The 19,535-nt window shown below is 40.9% G+C and carries 16 protein-coding genes; 15 read left to right on the top strand and 1 reads right to left on the bottom strand.

Features of this window, described 5'->3' with window-relative positions:
- The first annotated feature begins 151 nt into the window (after positions 1–151).
- From AB5443_RS12570 to AB5443_RS12525, 10 genes are all read left to right on the top strand, one after another.
- Entirely contained in the window at positions 152–3,430 is a 3,279-nt protein-coding gene (locus AB5443_RS12570; RefSeq protein WP_368113652.1) for a SusC/RagA family TonB-linked outer membrane protein, read from the top strand.
- A gap of 19 nt (positions 3,431–3,449) precedes the next feature.
- On the top strand, positions 3,450–5,075 hold the full coding sequence (locus AB5443_RS12565) for a RagB/SusD family nutrient uptake outer membrane protein (RefSeq protein WP_195406764.1): 1,626 nt from the start codon (positions 3,450–3,452) through the stop codon (positions 5,073–5,075).
- 11 nt (positions 5,076–5,086) lie between these two features.
- Entirely contained in the window at positions 5,087–6,202 is a 1,116-nt protein-coding gene (locus AB5443_RS12560) for a glycoside hydrolase family 18 (RefSeq protein WP_044654820.1), read from the top strand.
- Positions 6,203–6,230: 28 nt separating this feature from the next.
- Entirely contained in the window at positions 6,231–7,433 is a 1,203-nt protein-coding gene (locus AB5443_RS12555; protein WP_288359681.1) for a DUF1735 and LamG domain-containing protein, read from the top strand.
- A 36-nt stretch (positions 7,434–7,469) separates the two neighbouring features.
- A complete protein-coding gene (locus tag AB5443_RS12550) occupies positions 7,470–8,450 on the top strand; it encodes a DUF1735 domain-containing protein (RefSeq protein ID WP_073346802.1) in 981 nt (326 codons plus the stop codon).
- Positions 8,451–8,583: 133 nt separating this feature from the next.
- Entirely contained in the window at positions 8,584–9,303 is a 720-nt protein-coding gene (locus AB5443_RS12545) for a hypothetical protein (protein WP_073347406.1), read from the top strand.
- Between the two features lie 303 nt (positions 9,304–9,606).
- Positions 9,607–11,160, top strand: a complete 1,554-nt coding sequence (locus tag AB5443_RS12540) for a tyrosine-type recombinase/integrase (protein WP_368113649.1) — start codon at positions 9,607–9,609, stop codon at positions 11,158–11,160.
- A 285-nt stretch (positions 11,161–11,445) separates the two neighbouring features.
- A complete protein-coding gene (locus AB5443_RS12535) occupies positions 11,446–11,658 on the top strand; it encodes a hypothetical protein (RefSeq protein ID WP_368113648.1) in 213 nt (70 codons plus the stop codon).
- The gene (locus AB5443_RS12530) at positions 11,627–12,538 is read left to right on the top strand and encodes a hypothetical protein (RefSeq protein ID WP_368106654.1); all 912 of its coding nucleotides are present in this window, start codon (positions 11,627–11,629) and stop codon (positions 12,536–12,538) included. The genes AB5443_RS12535 and AB5443_RS12530 overlap by 32 nt, the downstream gene beginning before the upstream one ends.
- 262 nt (positions 12,539–12,800) lie before the next feature.
- Complete coding sequence (locus AB5443_RS12525; protein ID WP_234132620.1) at positions 12,801–13,430, top strand: recombinase family protein; 630 nt, start codon at positions 12,801–12,803, stop codon at positions 13,428–13,430.
- Positions 13,431–13,471: 41 nt separating this feature from the next.
- Here AB5443_RS12525 and AB5443_RS12520 read toward each other — a convergent pair whose 3' ends face one another.
- Positions 13,472–14,059 (bottom strand): hypothetical protein, encoded by a 588-nt coding sequence (locus tag AB5443_RS12520; protein ID WP_368113646.1) that lies wholly within the window; start codon positions 14,057–14,059, stop codon positions 13,472–13,474.
- A 439-nt stretch (positions 14,060–14,498) separates the two neighbouring features.
- Between AB5443_RS12520 and AB5443_RS12515 the strand changes: the two genes are divergently transcribed.
- The 5 genes from AB5443_RS12515 to AB5443_RS12495 all read left to right on the top strand — a co-directional run bounded on the left by AB5443_RS12515 (position 14,499) and on the right by AB5443_RS12495 (position 19,503).
- A complete protein-coding gene (locus AB5443_RS12515; RefSeq protein ID WP_333698995.1) occupies positions 14,499–16,310 on the top strand; it encodes an AMP-dependent synthetase/ligase in 1,812 nt (603 codons plus the stop codon).
- A gap of 84 nt (positions 16,311–16,394) precedes the next feature.
- Positions 16,395–17,511, top strand: a protein-coding gene (gene prfB / locus AB5443_RS12510; protein ID WP_139260906.1) for a peptide chain release factor 2 whose coding sequence is annotated in 2 segments (ribosomal slippage) — positions 16,395–16,457 and positions 16,459–17,511 — 1,116 coding nt in all. Because the reading frame shifts where the segments join, the coding sequence is not laid out codon by codon here.
- Positions 17,512–17,595: 84 nt separating this feature from the next.
- Entirely contained in the window at positions 17,596–17,730 is a 135-nt protein-coding gene (locus AB5443_RS12505; protein WP_022139008.1) for a hypothetical protein, read from the top strand.
- A 230-nt stretch (positions 17,731–17,960) separates the two neighbouring features.
- Positions 17,961–19,013, top strand: coding sequence for a porin (locus tag AB5443_RS12500; RefSeq protein ID WP_368113645.1), 1,053 nt, complete (start codon positions 17,961–17,963; stop codon positions 19,011–19,013).
- Positions 19,014–19,035: 22 nt separating this feature from the next.
- A complete protein-coding gene (locus AB5443_RS12495) occupies positions 19,036–19,503 on the top strand; it encodes a CYTH domain-containing protein (protein WP_368113644.1) in 468 nt (155 codons plus the stop codon).
- The last annotated feature ends 32 nt before the right edge of the window (positions 19,504–19,535 follow it).

Raw genomic sequence — 19,535 nt, 5'->3', positions numbered from 1 at the left:
TCTAATATGCTTATGTAAAAAAATATCCGGAAGAGGCTCCACCCTCTCCGGATATGAAATGATTTTTAGCCTTAAAACAAATAAGCAACTTCTTGCTTATTTAAGAAACGAGAAAAAATACATGATTTAAAACTAAAAACGTCGTAAAGATATGAATTTATATCTGGAAAACACTAGAAAAAGTATATTAATGACTTTTCTACTATTAATAGGGTCAATGCTTTATGCCCAAAGTAATAGTAAAATAACAATAAAAAAGAAGAATATTTCATTGCAAACAGCTTTGGCTGACGTTAGGGAACAGACCAAAATGTCTGTATCTTACAACAGTTCTCAACTCCCTAATACAAGAATATCTTTAGATATAAACAACCAGTCTTTGGAGCAGGCGCTGAATACTATTCTTGCCGGAACGGGGTTCACATATACTGTAAAAGATACTTATATAATGATTATTCCGGAACAGGCTGCTAAAAAATCTAAAAGCAGAAATGTGGCGGGTAATGTAGTGGATGGAAAAGGTGACCCGCTAATTGGAGTTACTGTGCTTGAAAAAGGGACTACTAACGGAACTGTAACTAATATAGATGGCAACTATCACATTACCACACAAGGTACCACTCCCATATTGGTGTTTTCCTATATCGGCTATCAGCCGAAGGAAGTAGCTGTAAAAGAAAATGTAATCAATGTGGTATTGGAAGATGGTTCACAGGCACTGGATGAAGTAGTTGTTACGGCTTTAGGTATCAAACGTGCTGAAAAAGCGCTTTCCTACAATGTACAGACTGTAAGTAATTCAGAACTGACCGCAGCCAAAGACGCTAACTTTATGAACAGCTTGAACGGTAAGGTGGCTGGTGTCAATATCCAGAAAAGTTCCTCTGGTGTGGGCGGTGCTACACGCGTCATCATGCGTGGTTCCAAATCTATTGTCGGCAACAACAATGCTTTGTATGTGGTTGATGGTATGCCCATTGGAAACCCTTCACGTGGTGTCATTCAAACAGAATATGGTGCAGTGGCCGGTAGTGAAAGCATCTCGGACTTTAACCCCGATGATATTGAAAGCATTTCTGTGCTGACAGGTCCTTCGGCAGCGGCTCTTTATGGTGCGGCTGCGGCCAACGGTGTGATTCTGATTAACACCAAGAAAGGTAGTGAGGGCAAGATGAAGATTAACTTCTCATCCAATACAGAATTCTCGAAACCGATGATATCACCGGAATTTCAAAACAGGTATGGTAACCGAGAAAACTCTTATCGAAGCTGGGGCGAGAAACTGGCTACACCTTCCTCATTTGATCCCATGGATTTTTTCAAGACTGGTATGAACACCATCAATTCGCTGAACATTTCTTCGGGTACCAGAACTAATCAAACGTTTATCTCTTTGGCCTCTACCAACTCTAAGGGTGTCATTAAAAACAATGAATATTACCGTTACAACTTCTCTTTCAGAAATACTGCGCTCATGCTGGATGACAAGTTGCATGTTGACTTGGGAGCCAGTTATGTCATTCAAGCCGAGCAGAACATGATTTCAGGCGGACGTTACTTCAACCCGTTGTTCCCGCTTTATCTGTTTCCCCGTGGCGAGGATTTCGAGAATGTGAAAATATTCGAGCGTTACAACGAAGAACGTCGTTTCCCTACCCAGAACTGGGAATATGGTGATCAGGGACTCTCCTTTGAAAATCCCTATTGGATTATCAACCGTGAGATGTTCCCTACCAAGAAAAACCGTTATATGCTTCACGGTAGAGTACAATATGATATTTTCGACTGGTTGAATATTGCCGGACGTGTGCGTTTGGATAAGACTCATTCCACCGAAGAACGTAAACTTCATGCTTCTACACTTGAACTGTATACAGGTTCTTCGAAAGGTAGCTACACGACTAAAGAGGAGTTCTATACTCAAACTTATGCTGACGTGATGGCTAATATTAACAAACGATTCGGTGCAGACTTTTCGCTGACGGCTAACGTGGGCGGTAGCTTTGAAGATCATTACACACGTAGCATTAATGTAGGTGGCAAACTGATGACCGTACCCAATCTTTTCTCGCTGGCCAATGTAGAACCCGCTTCAGGTAAAAGAGACCAAGAATATCTTCGTACACGCAACGTTGCTTTCTTTGCCAGTGCGGAACTGGGGTGGAAAAACATGCTCTATCTGTCAGCTACGGGACGTTGCGACTGGGCCTCTCAGTTGGTCAGCAATGGAGATACTCCCTGTATCTTTTATCCCTCCATCGGTTTGTCAGGTATCATTAGCGAAATGGTGAAATTGCCTGAATTTATTTCTTATTTAAAGCTGCGTACATCTTATACCGAGGTAGGCTCGCCTATTACACAGATAGGTATCACTCCCGGTACGGTGACTGATCCGATGTCGGGTGGTGTTATTAACCCGATTTCCACTTATCCGTATCCCGATTTCAAACCGGAACGGACCAAATCCTATGAAGTGGGTATCAACGCCCGTTTCCTGAACGGACGGATTTCTTTCGACGGAACTTTCTACCAATCCAATACATATAACCAGACTTTCCTTTCGGTCATGTCTCCTGCCACCGGTTATTCGGGTTTCTATGTTCAGGCTGGTAACGTGCGCAACCGAGGTGTGGAAATGACATTGGGTTACACTGATACGTTCGGTAAGGTGAACTATTCTACACACTTGACTTATACGGCCAACAAAAATAAGATTGTAGAAATGGTACACGACTATCGCAATCCTATCGACAACTCACTGGTAAATATTACAGAGTTGACTTTGAAGGAAGCTGGCGATGTGTATCTACGCGAAGGCTATTCCATGTCCGATGTCTTTACCACAGGTATTTTGCAGCGTGGCAGAGACGGCAGGCTCGTTGAAGAAGGAACCGGTTATCAGGTTGACCGCACCCAACGTATCCGTTTAGGTTCGGCCGATCCGGACTTTACTATGGGATGGCGTCACGATATCAGCTATAAGAATCTCTCGTTGGGTTTAATGATTACCGGACGTTTTGGAGGTATCGTCACATCACAGACACAGGCATTTATGGATGCATTCGGTGTGTCTAAGGTATCGGCTGAAGCTCGCGATAACGGTGGTGTAATGTTGGACGGACACCGATATGATGCCGAACGCTATTACAATACTGTGGGTGGACAGGGACTGATGAGTTACTATACTTACGATGCTACCAACATTCGTCTGCAGGAACTTTCGTTGACCTATTCGCTGCCGAAGAAGTGGCTGGGCAATGTTTTCAATAATGCCGCCATCTCCTTCGTGGGACGCAATCTCTTCATGTTCTATCGTAAGGCTCCGTTTGACCCCGACATGAACGGTTCTACAGGTACGTATAATCGTAGTGACTTTTTCATGGCTCCCAGCTTAAGGAACTTAGGATTTAGTATTAAGTTTAGCTTGTAACAACTAATATATTCAATTTATGAAAATACAGATAAAAAAGATAGTGGGGGTACTATTGGCATGTGCAGGGCTCATGACAAGCACCTCATGCGTGGATTTTGAAGAGATAAATAAAAACCCGTATCTACCAGACAAGGACATGGAGCAGAAGGACGGTGTGCTTAACGGTGCCTATATGCCGAATTTGGAAAAACATATCATTCCTGTACCGCTCAAAACAGATAATACAGACCTGACTAATGCTTATCAGATTTCCATCAACTTGTGTGGTGACTCGTGGGTAGGATATTTCTCACCACGTGACAACAAATGGAACGAGGCCTCCAATACTACTACATTCTTCTTTTCGGAAGGCTGGGTGAACCTGATGTATGAGTATGCTATCACCAACATCTTTGCGCCTTGGATTCAACTGAAGAATATCAACATGAGCGGTGAAAATCCCAATAAAGAAATGTACGCTATTGCACAGATATCTAAGATTATGGGGCTGCATCGTTCTACCGACAAGTTTGGCCCTATCCCTTACAAGCAGGTGGGAAACGGCTCATTCACTGTGGAATATGATTCTCAGGAGTCGGTGTATCGCTCATTCTTCGAAGAACTGGACGAAGCTGTCACTATCCTGTACGACTTTTATATGAAAGCGAACAGTACCGTACCTATGGCTTCGGACGTAGTGTATGAGGGTAATGTAGCCAAGTGGATACGTCTGGCCAACTCATTGATGTTACGACTTGCAATCCGTGTGCGCTATGCTGATGAGGAATTGGCACGTACATATGCTGAAAAGGCTATTAAGAATCCAATGGGTGTGATGGAAAACATAGACGATATGGCGAAGATGGATAGAGGTGCTAATTTGCAGACAAAACATCCGATGTACCAGATTGCTGACCCAGGGCAGTATAACGATAGCCGCATGGGGGCCACTATCCAATGTTACTTGAAAGGATATTCAGACTCGCGTATATCCAAATATTTTCAAGACCAAGGAAAGAAAGCTATACGTGCAGGTCTGCCGGTTACTCAAAAAGTGTATGACGGAGCATCACTGCCTAACATTTCGGAAGACGATCCTGTGTATTGGATGAGGGCTTCGGAGATAGACTTTCTGCGTGCAGAAGGAGCTTTGGCAGGCTTTGATATGGGCGGTGGAACTCCTCAACAGTATTATGAATCGGGTATTCGGAAATCTTTTGCTGAATGTGGTGTAAGCGTTGGCTCTTACCTGAATAGTAATACTCCTCCGCAGGCCTTTGTAGACCCGGTTAATGCGGCTTACAACTATGCAGCACCCAGTACCATCACCGTGAAGTGGAACGAAGCGGATGATGTGGAGAAAAAGTTGGAACGCATTATTACACAGAAGTATCTGGCCCTTTTCCCTGATGGTCAAGAAGCATGGAGCGAATGGAGACGCACAGGATATCCGCGACAGATTCCTCCGGTGAACAATTTCACTAACTCTGATGTGAAGAAAAGCGACGGTCACAAGGATGGCGTGCGCCGTATCCCATATCCGCGCGATGAATACGAACACAACGGTGAAAACCTGCAAAAAGCCATCCAACAATATTTGGGCGGCATGGATAAGGCTTCCGTAAATGTATGGTGGGATAAAAAAGAAAAAAGTAACTCTTAAACAATACAGAAATGATGAATAACATAAAAAAATGCTTCGTTTTATCACTCATGGCAAGTTTCATGTTTTCATGTACTGACATTGAAACCATCGACTTGGAAAAAGAAGCCGTAAAAGATCTGTACGAGAAACGTGATAAAGATAAATGGGCGGAAGAAGATGCCCAGAAACAACAGAACTATGAGGACTCTGTACGCATAGCCGAGGAGAACAAACGTCTCTATGAACTCTATCTTGCAGACTTAAGGGAGTACAAAGAGACCAAGCATCCGGTGATGTTCGGATGGTTCAACGCATGGAGTGCCGAAACTCCGGGCGAATACTCTAATCTGACGTTGCTTCCCGACAGTATGGATATCGTTTCAATTTGGGGTAACTGTTTTAATATCAATGAGAAACGCCTGAAACAGATGAGAGAGGTGCAGAACAAAGGCACCAAAGTCATTGTGGGCTGGATTGTGGAAAATGTGGGTAACGGACTTAGTAATACTCCTGAAGGAGGGTGGTCTGATAATCCGGAAACGGGAATCAAGCAATATGCACAAGCGATTTTGGACTCTATCGCCAAGTATGGGTATGATGGCTTCGACATCGACTATGAGCCTTCCTATTCCTCTCCCTTCAAACCTGGCAATCACTGCGGTGATTGGACTGCTAACTGGGCAGACAACAGGCCTATCATCTCTTGTAGCCAGAACGGTAATAAAGAGAATGAAAATCTCTTCTTTCAAACGTTGCGCGATGGCTTGGACAAACTGGAAGCCAAAGAAGGTAAGAAGAAGATTTTGAATATCAATGGTTCAATCCACTATCTGTCTCCAGAAATGGCACCTCTTTTCTCTTACTTTGTGGCACAATCCTATAACGGTGGCTATAGTGGGTGGACATCCAGAATAACCGACCGCTTGGGAAACAATGTGAAAGACCAGATTATTTATACCGAGACATTCGAAAACAATGTAAGCAACCAGAAAAGTTTTGAAAGGTATGCCAACTTTGTGGTTAACGAACTAAACCGCGAGGCCGGTGGTATCGGTGCTTATCACATTAATGCGGATTCATTCAACAAAAACGAATATCGTAATGTACGGGAGGCAATTTCTATCATGAATCCTCCTATCAAGTAATATAGTCACTTTATAAACAAAGAATAAAATGAAGAAACATATTATATTATTATTCTTGTCTTTAGGTCTTTTCGCTGCATGCGACATGGTCAGTGGTGAAGGAGAAGGGACCGACAATGCGGTCTACATGGGCAACGCCAATAGCAGTGGTATAATCTCTATGGTGGTAAATAACGAAAAAGGTGGTAGTGCTGTAATCACTCCTCGATTGGCCAATATTACCGACCAACCGGTGGAAATAACAGTAGAAGTAGATAAACAACTACTGGAGGAGTATAACGCTAAAACTGGTCTGGCACTGGAACCCATGTCGGTAGAGGACTTTGTGTTTGTCACTAAAGATAAGAAAGAAACACATGGAAAAGCCGTGGTGACCATTGGCCCCGGACAGTACAATGCCAGTGTTGAAGTAAAGATTCCGAGAGTGGATGAGAATAAATATCCTTATAGCAAGCGTTTTGCCATTCCGGTATCTGTCACTCATTCTTCTATGTATAAACTGTTGAGCTCACCGAAATCTACCATCATCCGTTTGAGCCGCGAACTGGTTACTTCTGTCGGACGATTCTCGCGTGCAGGAAGTATCGCACTGGTACCTAATGATGAGTTGAGAAAGCCTATGAATAATTGGACTATGCAGGTAAGTATGCTTTATCCGAGAATGACTAGCAGTAATCAAACCGTTATGTCAATAAGCTCCGGTACGGGTGATTTTTATACTCGTATTAACGAAGAGAGAGGTATTCAAATCAAGAATGGTCGTGATGGAGATGATACTTGGACCGACAAACCTTTATCTAGGGGGAAATGGCTGAACATCAGCTTTGTTCACAAGGATGCTTCCAGTATTTCAGTTTATGTGAATGGAGAATTGCAGAAGACGTTCGAGACTTCGCCTATCTATTTCTCAAACATAAAAAAGTGCTGTTTATATATAGGAAATACAGAATACTCCGGTGTTTATATTCGCGAAGCGCGTATGTGGAACAGAGCATTGACCGAAGGTGAAATAATAGATAAAGAATATTTACCTCAAGATCCAACAGATCCCAGTCTGATTATGTACATGCCTTTCAACACAGTGGAGAACAATGAAATGAAAGAACTGACAGGCAATTGGGAAATCTCGGATTTTCGCACATTGGATATCTGGGACGAGGATCCTCCTCAGATGTCGTATGTAGAGAATGTTCAATTCCCAGCTGAAGACTTGATCATTGTAGGAGAATAGTTTTCATGTTTGTGTAACAAATTAAAATCAAAACAGATGAAAAAAATAATTCAATTGTTGTATATACTGTTTGTCGTAGCTGCCTTTTCGTCTTGTAGCGATGACAATCAAGGAGAAGTGGTAAGTCAGGATTTGGCTTATCAGCTCGATGCAAACTATGTATTTGTGGATATTCCGGAAGAGTTTCCGTTTGATCCTTCCAACATTTTGTATTTGGATGGTAAGACTGTGTTGAAACTGAATGCCAGAAATGATGGAAAACAGACTACGATAACCGAAGGTACAGAGTTTACTTTTAATGTCAAAATGAAAAAAACTTTGGACCAAGATGTCAAGGTCTGTCTCAAAAAGGACCTCGACTTGTTGGAAGAATATACTTTGACAGAGTTTCCGGACGAAGCATACGAACTGAATGATGCCATCATAACTGCCGGAAGCAGAGAGGGGACGATTACTCTTGATATCACTAATCCGGATTTATTGAACAAACTGCCGGGATATGTTCTGCCACTTTGTTTGGAATTTGTAGATGTCGTCAGTGGAGTGAGAATATCGGGACAGTACTATAACGTGTTGATTGAGCTGAGCATCAAGTTGGAAAAAGACAATATTGATTCTTCCAATGATGTGATTGAAGGAGAGTATTTTAACGACAATGTTGTTTTTGAGTCAAGCAAAACCAGTAGGCTGGAATGCTTGTATGATGGAGACCGCTCCGGTAATACGTGGTATCCCGGCAGAAATGATTACCTGACAATGACTTTCCCGGAACCCATCAAAATTCTGGGTGTCAGACTCGACGTTGTTACCAATAGCTACAAGCTTGGAAGTTTGAATGTGTATGTGGATGAAGGCAACGGATTCATTTCGTATGGTAGATTTGTCAGAGATAACAATGGTGTCATATATATGAAATTTAAGAACCCTGTTAACATACGTGCTATCAAGTTTGATGGAATGTTGACAACCAGCGGTGGCACAGGACCGGACATCTATGAGATTACTTTCATTAAATAGTGTGAATTGATAGAAAGAACGCAAATTACACAAGTTAGACATTCAGAGGCTGATGTCTTTATCTTCCAATATAACTTGTGTAATTTGTGTTCTTCCTTTTTTATTATTGATTACCAGTTTAATATCTGATTATATGCCTAACATGCTATCTGATATTATTTCACGAAGAATTGTCATTGTTGGAATGTTTGTTATAGCTGTGATATGTTTTTGCACGGCTTGTAACACCAACTGTACTGATGTGGAACGCGTAGTCCGCAATCATCTCGAGCCCTATAGGGAGTTATATGCTCTTGCTTTGCAGACAGGTAAAGTTACCTTGCCTCTCGGGGGCAAATATCCGCATGTCACCCATCCTCTTCCGGGAGGTATGGAAACTCCCATCAGTAATGTGTGGATTGTAAATGGTAATTATATGGGCGAGACATACGAATGTCACGGATGTGACTCGTGCATGATTCGCTATCGGGACGCTGGTCTGATAACATATAATGTTATCCGTAGAGACAGTGCCTCAGTCAGGGCCACCGTATGGCTCACAGAAAAAGGAAAACAATACTTAATTGAACGGCATATATCCGGATTTCATCCTATTATAAATGCTTGGCGCCGAAGAGAACAGTTGGAAGTCGTGTTGGTGGCTAAAGAGAAGTTTGATGTGGAGATACATCCCTCGGACACAACAGCAGTATATCACTGCAAGGCATATCGAAAACTCGAAATTACCCCTTTCATTGAGGCGTTGGAGTCTGTCGGCGAAGAGGCTCGACCGGATTATGTGCGCAGACTTCGTGTAGACTTCAAAAGCAAGGAGTGTCCTATAGTGACTTGTACAGAAATGGAATCTATCTAAGGCCGTTTGAGGTATGTATTTTGAATGAAAACAGTGCAAGCGTATTATCCATAGTTAACCCCGAATAATGATGAAAAGGAAGCTTTTCATCATATCTTTAAACGCAATTTTTCCGTTTCTATTTTCCTTTTATTCAGACCATGAAATTAAAACTTCTGACTAATTTTGCGCAATAGTTTCAAATAAAAATACAACCGATTTCAGGAGAGGGTTATAGGAACTATCTGTTGTTAGTTCTTTAGTGGAAAAGGCTTTGTTAAGAACAGAATTTAAGTACCACTTTAAAGAACCGTTTTTAAGAACATGGAAGTATTACAGCAGCATTTTTTCGATTTAAGTTTGAATTACAATTTACGCAATCCCAAGAGTAAAAGACCTACCATTGTATATGCAGTGTTTCGTATTTCAGGGAAACAGTATAAGATTAACATCGGTGCAAAGGTTTATCCCAATCAATGGGATAGCCGTTTGCAGATGCCGATTATACACAATATTTCTAATCTTGATGTTGATAATAACAGAATTGTTCTAGCACAAATTAACCAAACAAGGTTGGCATTTGATAACGTCAGGTCGTATATTTGCAATAATCCGCATGAATTGGAGTATCCGAAGCGGTGTTTAGAGATTATCAAACAGAATTTTAATTTAAAACCTTATACTATGAAGAATAGGGACTCAATAACTCAATGGCTCATGGGGTACATTGAGGCAAATAAACGTGGTAATACATTAGTGAAAGAATTACAGAATGTAAACTTCTTAAGGCGATTTTTCAAAGAACATAGTCAGTACCAAGATGACTTTACCCAAATTAGTTTTGAGATGATAAATGATGCTTTCCGTTATATGGAACAGATGAAGCAGCCTAACGGGAAGCAGTATGCAGTATCAACGATACGTGAGGCGCAAAAGAAACTTAAGGCGGCTTTAAAGGTTGCTGCGGGTAGAGAGTTCCGTAAATTTAATTGGCAGGCAACAGAAATTGATGAGGTGCAAATCACGAAAAACCTTATACCTAAACCTGAACGGGGTGCAAAGAATGCTCCCCTTACTGCTGACGAGGTTGCAAAACTACGGGAATACGAGTGTAGTGGTAGCAGTAAAGTGGCAAGGGATTTATTTTTAATTCAATGTTATACAGGGCAGCGTAAATCAGACTTAATGCAGTTATTGGATAGTAAGAATATAGATTGGAGTAAGGGTATTATTACAGTCAATAAGCAGACTAAAGGCAAATGTGCAGCGTATATTCCGATAAAAGATACATTATTGGTAAATCTAATAAAAAATTATGAGGGACAACTTCAACGATTACCTGTAAAATATAATGATAATTTGCGGAAAGTGGCTAAAAATGCAGGATTGACACGAGTAGTTGAATATACGGAGCAGAGAGGGAAGATTGTCGAAGCACATAAAGGACATATCCATGAATTGATACATAATCATTTAGGGAGACATACTTTTATAAGCCGAATGGCAGAAGCAGGAGCACGTAAAGACGAAATAAAGTCTATTACGGGGCATACTTGCGACAGTACAGTTGATGATATATACACGCACATAGACCAACTGAAAGCAGCCCAAAAGGGGGCAGAGCATCAAAGGGGATTGTATGATACTAAAGGAAATGATACGGTTTCTTTCCCACAACAAGCGGCATCTAATAATGGAGTAGTGGATAGTGGCATATTAGATACTGTTGTTGATTTAAAAATTAAATGTCGGGATTTGCAACGAGAAAAGCAGGAACTTGCTTCAATAATTGCTCGCCAAGAATACGAAGATGCCATAGAAGAGATTGCATGGCTTCCCCCCACCGAAGAAGATTTTGTTATACACCCTATTGGGTAGGTGTATCGTTGCCGAATTTGTGTGAAAATATATAATTGTGAAATTGCGGGTAGAAGTACTTGTAGGGGGCTTTTTGTGTTTTGGAACTACTCAAAGTCAGATGAATTTGCGCAAGTATGGTATTTAGTGTATCCCCGCTCTTAAAATTAGCGTATGTTTCAACTTACCTACCTTACAGCCGTTTGCTGTGTACCTCAGAAAATTTTCTGTGAAAATAGTGGGGTTGAATATTGAACTTTTCTATCTATCTAACTACTTATTTATATATAATAATGGATTAATAGTATGAAAGAAGAAACAAAGAAGAAAATCAGCGCGCGCTTGCGAGGACGAAAGAAATCGGCAACCCATTGCAAAAACATTTCCCAAAGTCTTCAATGCTTGAAGAAGACTAAGGAGCATAAAGAACATCTTAGTGCTTCCCTAAAAGAATATCATAAAAATAACAGAGTAAAATCAGAAAGGCATGAGAAAGAAAAAGAGTATAATAAGCATTGATAAGTTGACCCTTTGCTATCGGGCAACGGATGAAGTTATAAGGAAATTGAATGAATATGATAAATTGGAAGACAGTGATAATAGTTTTACGCTTGTACGTGTGCCAAGTGATGAGGCTTTGTTTGCCAATAGTTTTCATGTAATGATTAAGTTTCCTTTCGGCGAAGCCGGACACGGCTTCGTTGAAAGGAAATTCGCCACATTAAAAACAAAATTGCGTAGCATGGGAGATGATAAAGTTAATTATGTGTGGTTGTATATTGAAAATTGGGTCTTCTATGAGGTGTTTGGCATATATGACAGTGGTAAATGTAATTGGTTGGCTTGTGTGGACTATATTGCGGATGAATTAGGATTAAGCCTCAACAACATTACGGATTTGCACGTGGCATTAGATACAAATATTAATTTTGCGAAGAAAATCAAACATGCGCAGTTTAATGATGATTATGAGGTGATATTAAACGGAAAGGCGCGTTTAGACAAGAAAGAAGTGTTAGATGAAATTTTGCATATACAAACGGGAGACCAATGTCGTTTAAAGACTTTAACTATTTGTATTAGCCCGAAGAAACAAGACGGACTGTCATTAAAGGTGTACGATAAGAAAAAAGAATTGGAAAAATCGAACAAAAAATATATTCCACAATGGAATGGACTTAATGATAAAGATTATCGGGTAGAATTAACGATAAAAAACGAGCATTTGAAAGAGTTTTATCAATGGAAAGGTGAAGTTATCCCCAATGAATTGCTAATGGCTACATTAGCGTCACAATCGCAAAGTCAAAATTTGCTTTTTGATATGCTTTATTATTTTTCTAATAGGCTACTGCGTTTTCGTTATGGTGGAAAGTGCATTTCAATTTTTCAACTTTGATATTAAGGTTGCTTTGGGCAGGGGTATTAGCAAACCACCCTGCGAAGCAGCTCTTTAAAGGTCTAATTGATTATCAATTAATATTTTATATGGTACAAAATGCGTAGCACTTATCTTTTATGTATTCAAAATGGAAGTGTATTCAAATAAATCTATAATGCGATAAAAAGAATACTGCATATTGTATTCAATTTATTCTTTGATTAATTTGCATACAATAAGATAAATGATTATCTTTGTCTCATAATTAAAAAGTCAAGATATGAGAGCGATAATATATGCACGTGTTAGTTCAACGACTGACCGACAAACAACCGATAGACAAGTGGAAGACCTAAAATCTTATGCGGAATATTCTAAAATGGAAGTTGTAAAAGTTTTTGAGGAAAAGATAAGTGGAGCAAAGAAGAATACGGAGCGTCCAATTCTCGTTGAGGCTTTGAACTATTGTCGGACGGAAAATATAGATATGTTGTTGGTATCTGAATTAAGTCGATTGGGGCGTAATGCTTTTGAAGTATTAGAAGCAGTGAAAGGTTTGGTTGATGACGGAATTAATTTATATATGCAAAAAGAAAAATTTACGCTATTGGACGATGAGAAACAACCGTCCATGTTTGCACCCATAATGCTTGCTACCTTGTCAACCTGCTCTCAATTAGAACGAGAGAACATCAAGTTCCGTCTGAACAGTGGGCGACAGCAGTATATTGCTAAGGGGGGACGGCTTGGGCGGAAAGCAGGCAGTGCGAAAAGTGCCGACAAAAAGAAAGAAGAGTATAAAGAGGTGATTAAATTGCTTCGACAAGGCTTATCAGTGCGAAAAGTGGCGAAATTGACTGATGTGTCAGCCTCAACAGTACAGCGTCTAAAAAAAGAATTTGACTTATAAAAAGGGACTCCATATTAGAGCCCCTTTTTGTGTTATGATAATCAGTTAGGACTATATTCTATTGTACCATTGATTATTGTTTCAGCTTTAGCGTTATAGTTGGTAAAACTGAAGTCTTTAAGTTCAAGTGTCATTTTATTGCCATTGATACTCTTTACCATTACATCTCCATGAGGATTAGATGCTCCATAGGTTTCTTCATCGCTCATACTTCCACCCATGAAAAAGAATAATTTGCGTGAAGAGATGATTAAATGACTTCCTTCTTTTAGATTCTTGATGCCTGTAAAGTCTTTGATAGTACCATTTTCAGTTTCTTTGTATTGTGTGGCGATAAATTGAAACTCACGCCAAGTAACAGCATCTTCATTTTCTTTCAGAACAGCGTTCAAGCAAATTTCATTGCTTGGTGCAATTTGACTTGCTGAATAGTCTGTGTAGTCAGCACTAATAACTTGATAGGTATTAACCACATTGGTAGCAGCATACTTAACAGATACTTTACTACTGCCATTACCGTCATCTGTGTTGTCGTCATCGTCATTACTACAAGCAGATAATGCGAACGATGAAATAGCTACAAGAACCATAAACGATACTTGGAAAACACTAATAAATTTCTTTTTCATTTTAAATAAGATTAATTTATTCAGCAGACCCGACTGAACGTTAATATAAGGAAAGAGGCGTGGGTACTGTTAGTTCATCTGCCGCCAAGGTATCGCCAAACACCCACACCACAAAAGAACAACAGCCCACGCCCCCGTATAACGAGTGCGTGAGCATTTAGTTGTCCATATCCTCTGTGGTGCTTAAAATTTGGCGATTTTTGGCAGCAAGGATATAACTAAACGCTTCTTCGTTTAAATCTTAATATGTCGTTGCAAAGGTATGAAATAAAAGTTTTATCTGCTTTATATTGTTACGGAAAAGTTCTATCTTTGCAATGTTCTTTATGGAGTAAAGAACCACTTTTAATAACCCCTCTTTTAAAGATTTCATTATCAGTATAGAATTAGTTTCAAATAAAACCAATACCTTTGCGCCATATTTACTAATACAAAGAGTATGACTTATCATCATTTATCTGTCTTAGTCCATCGTCAGGCTGAAAAATATGGCAACAAGGTAGCTCTGAAATATCGCGACTATGAGACAGCACAATGGATTCCGATTACATGGAATCAATTCTCCGGAACAGTGAGACAGGCAGCCAACGCACTTGTGGCACTGGGAGTAGAGGAACAAGAAAACATCGGAATCTTTTCGCAGAATAAACCTGAATGGTTTTATGTAGACTTTGGAGCATTTGCTAATCGGGCTGTTACTATTCCGTTCTATGCAACCAGTTCTCCGGCGCAAGCACAATATATTATTAACGATGCACAAATACGTTATCTTTTTGTAGGTGAACAATATCAGTATGATTCTGCTTTCAGTATCTTTGGTTTTTGCACTTCTCTGCAACAGTTGATTATCTTTGACCGTTCGGTGGTGAAAGACCCTCGTGACGTATCGTCTATCTATTTTGATGAGTTTATGGCGATGGGAGAAGGACTTTTGCAGAATGATGTGGTGGAAGAACGTACGGACCGTGCTTCTTATGATGACTTGGCGAATATCCTTTATACATCCGGAACAACGGGTGAGCCGAAAGGGGTGATGCTTCACCATTCCTGTTATTTGGAGCAGTTTCACACGCATGATGACCGCCTGACTACGATGTCCGATAAGGATGTATCCATGAACTTCCTTCCTTTGACTCATGTGTTCGAGAAAGCATGGTGTTATCTCTGTATCCATAAGGGAGTGCAGATTTGCATTAATCTTCGCCCGGCGGATATTCAGACCACCATTAAGGAGATTCGTCCGACACTGATGTGCAGTGTTCCCCGTTTTTGGGAAAAGGTATATGCCGGTGTACAGGAGAAAATAAATGAAACGACAGGTGTGAAGAAAGCGTTGATGCTCGATGCTATCCGGGTAGGCAGAATTCATAACTTGGATTATCTGCGTCAGGGTAAGACTCCGCCGGTGATGAACCAACTGAAATATAAGTTCTACGAAAAGACTATCTATTCTTTACTGAAGAAGACTATCGGTATTGAGAACGGTAACTTTTTTCCGACTGCCGGTGCTGCCGTGCCCGATGAAATCAATGAATTTGTTCATTCGGTAGGCATTAATATGGTGGTTGGTTATGGACTGACAGAGTCTACGGCTACTGTATCATGTACGTTGCCGGTTGGTTATGATATTGGTTCGGTAGGTGTTGTGTTGCCGGGAGTTGAAGTGAAGATTGGCGAAGACAATGAGATTCTGCTCCGTGGTAAAACTATCACGAAAGGGTATTATAAGAAAGCGGAAGCTACGGCTGCCGCTATTGAACCCGATGGATGGTTCCACACGGGTGACGCGGGATATTTCAAGAATGGGCAGCTTTTCCTGACGGAACGTATCAAGGACCTGTTCAAAACGTCGAACGGTAAGTATATTGCGCCACAGGCTTTGGAAACGAAGTTGGTTATCGACCGTTATATCGACCAGATTGCCATTATTGCCGATCAGCGTAAGTTTGTCTCTGCTCTGATTGTTCCTGTATACGGATATGTGAAAGAGTACGCAAAGGAAAAAGGTATCGAATATAAAGATATGGCTGAATTGTTGCGGCATCCCAAGATTGTCGGCCTGTTCCGTGCACGGATAGAAACTTTGCAACAGCAGTTTGCGCATTATGAGCAGATCAAACGTTTTACTTTACTTCCCGAACCGTTCAGCATGGAACGTGGGGAACTGACTAATACGTTGAAGTTGAAGCGGTCGGTCGTTTCGGAAAACTATAAAGATTTGATAGAAAAAATGTACGAAGAAAACGCATAGTCCGCTGTTCCTTTTTAGTAGCGGAATTTTGCTTATCTTTGTGCCCGATATCAGAAATTTGTAAATAATAAAATTCTAAATCAAATGATTACTATTGAACAACTTAAAGACGTGAAAGAGCGCACTGATGCGCTGAGGAGGTATCTTTGACGTCGACGGGAAGAAAATTCAAGTCGAAGAAGAACAATTAAGGACACAAGCTCCGGGGTTCTGGGACGACCAGAAGAGGGCTGAAGCTCAAATGAAACTGGTGAAAGACCTGCAAAAGTGGATTGACGGCTATAACGAAGTCAAGACGCTGGCAGACGAGCTCGAACTGTCATTTGATTTCTATAAGGAAGAATTGGTGACTGAGGAAGACGTGGACACGGCTTATGCGAAAGCTTACGAAGCTGTGGAAGCACTCGAACTCAAAAATATGCTTCGTGATGAGGCTGACCAGATGGCTTGTGTGTTGAAAATCAACTCCGGTGCCGGTGGTACGGAAAGTCAGGACTGGGCTTCCATGCTGATGCGTATGTATCTGCGCTATGCCGAGACGAACGGGTATAAGGCTACCATTGCCAACCTTCAGGAAGGTGACGAAGCCGGAATTAAAACCTGTACAATCAATATCGAAGGGGATTTTGCTTACGGTTACTTGAAAGGGGAAAACGGTGTGCATCGTCTGGTGCGTGTTTCTCCATATAATGCACAGGGCAAGCGTATGACTTCTTTTGCCTCTGTATTCGTCACTCCGTTGGTGGACGACAGTATTGAGGTGAATATCCTGCCTGCCAATATCTCATGGGATACCTTCCGAAGCGGTGGTGCCGGTGGGCAGAATGTGAACAAGGTAGAATCCGGTGTCCGTCTGCGTTATCAGTACAAAGACCCTTATACGGGCGAGGAAGAAGAAATCCTGATTGAAAATACCGAAACCCGCGACCAACCGAAGAACCGTGAGAATGCAATGCGCCAATTACGCTCTATCTTATATGATAAGGAGTTGCAGCACCGCATGGCTGAACAGGCAAAGGTGGAAGCCGGCAAGAAGAAAATCGAATGGGGCTCGCAGATACGAAGCTATGTGTTTGATGACCGCCGTGTGAAAGACCATCGTACCAACTATCAGACTTCGGATGTAAACGGAGTGATGGACGGTAAGATAGAAGATTTCATCAAAGCTTATCTGATGGAATTCTCTTCACAGGAATCATAAAATGCAAAATTAGCGAGTGTTATTTTTGGAAAGTTAAAAGAATTGTTCTTACTTTGTTAGCGTTGAACTTTAAAGCTAACTATTATGGGTAAGAGTAAGAAAAAAGCAGCAATAAGTAAGAAGGAAGAAGAGAAAGCCCAGAAAGTTGTCAAAATAGTATTCGTCTCATTAATTATTTTGGCGCTAATTATGCTGATAGCATATTCCTTTTTCGGCTGATTGATTCACTACAGATTATAGAGATGGTGCGGAGAGAATGAAACAGTTGCGTTTCATTTATTGAAAACTCCGGTAAATCATATAATCTGTGGTGAATTTTGTTTTGTAATGCTTCCGTAGCTGATGTAACGGGAATGTAACTTTTCCGTAACCTATCCGTATTCAAATTGTCATTTTTGTGTATCCTCGCAGTTGTACTTTTGCCACGAATTAAGTAGCAAACAACTGAAATGAGTAGAATTACAACAACAGTCGTTACACTTCTGCTAGCGACAGCAGCCTTCGGGCAGGCCAAAGAAGATGCCGGGGATGGCAAGAAACTGGAGATGGAAACAATGGAATTTAAGGATTATCTACCCGAAATTCATGGAACAATCCGGGGAAAATACGAGTTCCAGACAGAAACGCAGGAAAGTCGTTTCGAAGTGCGTAACGCGCGTTTCAGCGTTTCGGGGAATGTACATCCTTTGGTAGCTTATAAAGCCGAGATAGACCTTTCTGACGAAGGTTCTATTAAGATGCTCGATGCCTATGTGCGTGTCTTTCCGATGAAAGACCTGAATTTTACGCTTGGACAGATGCGTGTTCCTTTCACGATAGACGCCCATCGTTCTCCTCATCAGCAATATTTCGCCAACCGTTCGTTCATAGCCAAGCAAGTGGGAAATGTGCGTGATGTCGGTTTTACGACTGCCTATACCAATAAAGGTGGTCTTCCATTTATTCTTGAAGGCGGATTATTCAATGGTTCCGGTCTGACTAATCAGAAGGAATGGCATAAGACGCTCAATTATTCGGTGAAAGCACAGCTATTGCCTGATAAGAACTGGAATGTAACGCTCAGCACCCAAATGATAAAACCGGAAAATGTACGGATTAATATGTATGATGCCGGCATCTATTATCAGAACAATCGTTTTCATATTGAAGCGGAATATTTATATAAGATGTATGGACACGAAGCTTTTAAGGATGTACATGCAGTGAATAGTTTCATTAATTACGATTTACCGTTGAAAAAGGTATTCAATAAGATTTCTTTCCTTGCCCGTTATGACATGATGACAGACCATAGTGACGGCAAGATGGATGAAACAACCAAGACCTTAATAATCAATGATTATGCCCGCCATCGTGTGACAGGCGGAATCACACTAAGTCTTTCTAAAGCTTTTATTGCCGACCTGCGGCTGAACTTTGAGAAGTATTTCTATAAGAAGTCCGGCATACCTAAAGAATCGGAACAGGATAAAATCGTAATTGAGTTTATGACGAGATTTTAATTTTTATGGTTACTTTTGTGCCATGGCACAAGAAATAGAACGTAAATTTTTAGTCTCCGGAGAATTTAAATCTTTTGCATTTGCGCAAAGCCGTATTGTACAAGGGTATATTAGTAGTGCTCGCGGGAGAACTGTCCGGGTACGCATTCGGGACGATAAAGGCTATCTGACTATTAAGGGCGCTTCCAATGCTTCCGGCACCAGTCGCTATGAGTGGGAGAAGGAACTTTCTTTATCTGAAGCGGAAGAATTGATGAAACTTTGCGAACCGGGTATTATTGATAAAACTCGTTATTTGGTGCGCAGCGGTAAACATGTATTCGAAGTTGACGAGTTTTATGGTGAAAACGACGGTCTTGTCATTGCTGAAGTAGAACTGGAATCTGAAGATGAGGCTTTTGTAAAACCGGACTTTATAAGTGAAGAAGTGACAGGAGATATACGCTACTACAATTCCCAACTAATGAAAAAGCCGTATAAAACGTGGTGAATGTTAACAAATAAACCGTATATTTGTTCTTA

This window comes from Bacteroides sp. RTP21281st1_H5_RTP21281_210402 (assembly GCF_040918965.1).
GTDB lineage: Bacteria > Bacteroidota > Bacteroidia > Bacteroidales > Bacteroidaceae > Bacteroides > Bacteroides congonensis.
Note: the sequence above shows the minus strand (reverse complement) of the source record. Positions and strands in the feature narration are given on the sequence as shown.

Bases quoted from the DNA above. Each gene is read 5' to 3' on its own strand.
- AB5443_RS12545 (WP_073347406.1), top strand. From the start codon at position 8,584: ATGCCTAACATGCTATCTGATATTATTTCACGAAGAATTGTCATTGTT.
- AB5443_RS12550 (WP_073346802.1), top strand. From the start codon at position 7,470: ATGAAAAAAATAATTCAATTGTTGTATATACTGTTTGTCGTAGCTGCC.
- AB5443_RS12515 (WP_333698995.1), top strand. From the start codon at position 14,499: ATGACTTATCATCATTTATCTGTCTTAGTCCATCGTCAGGCTGAAAAA.
- AB5443_RS12555 (WP_288359681.1), top strand. From the start codon at position 6,231: ATGAAGAAACATATTATATTATTATTCTTGTCTTTAGGTCTTTTCGCT.
- AB5443_RS12525 (WP_234132620.1), top strand. From the start codon at position 12,801: ATGAGAGCGATAATATATGCACGTGTTAGTTCAACGACTGACCGACAA.
- AB5443_RS12560 (WP_044654820.1), top strand. From the start codon at position 5,087: ATGATGAATAACATAAAAAAATGCTTCGTTTTATCACTCATGGCAAGT.
- AB5443_RS12535 (WP_368113648.1), top strand. From the start codon at position 11,446: ATGAAAGAAGAAACAAAGAAGAAAATCAGCGCGCGCTTGCGAGGACGA.
- AB5443_RS12505 (WP_022139008.1), top strand. From the start codon at position 17,596: ATGGGTAAGAGTAAGAAAAAAGCAGCAATAAGTAAGAAGGAAGAAGAG.
- AB5443_RS12570 (WP_368113652.1), top strand. From the start codon at position 152: ATGAATTTATATCTGGAAAACACTAGAAAAAGTATATTAATGACTTTT.
- AB5443_RS12565 (WP_195406764.1), top strand. From the start codon at position 3,450: ATGAAAATACAGATAAAAAAGATAGTGGGGGTACTATTGGCATGTGCA.
- AB5443_RS12500 (WP_368113645.1), top strand. From the start codon at position 17,961: ATGAGTAGAATTACAACAACAGTCGTTACACTTCTGCTAGCGACAGCA.
- AB5443_RS12520 (WP_368113646.1), bottom strand. From the start codon at position 14,059: ATGAAAAAGAAATTTATTAGTGTTTTCCAAGTATCGTTTATGGTTCTT.
- AB5443_RS12495 (WP_368113644.1), top strand. From the start codon at position 19,036: ATGGCACAAGAAATAGAACGTAAATTTTTAGTCTCCGGAGAATTTAAA.
- AB5443_RS12530 (WP_368106654.1), top strand. From the start codon at position 11,627: ATGAGAAAGAAAAAGAGTATAATAAGCATTGATAAGTTGACCCTTTGC.
- AB5443_RS12540 (WP_368113649.1), top strand. From the start codon at position 9,607: ATGGAAGTATTACAGCAGCATTTTTTCGATTTAAGTTTGAATTACAAT.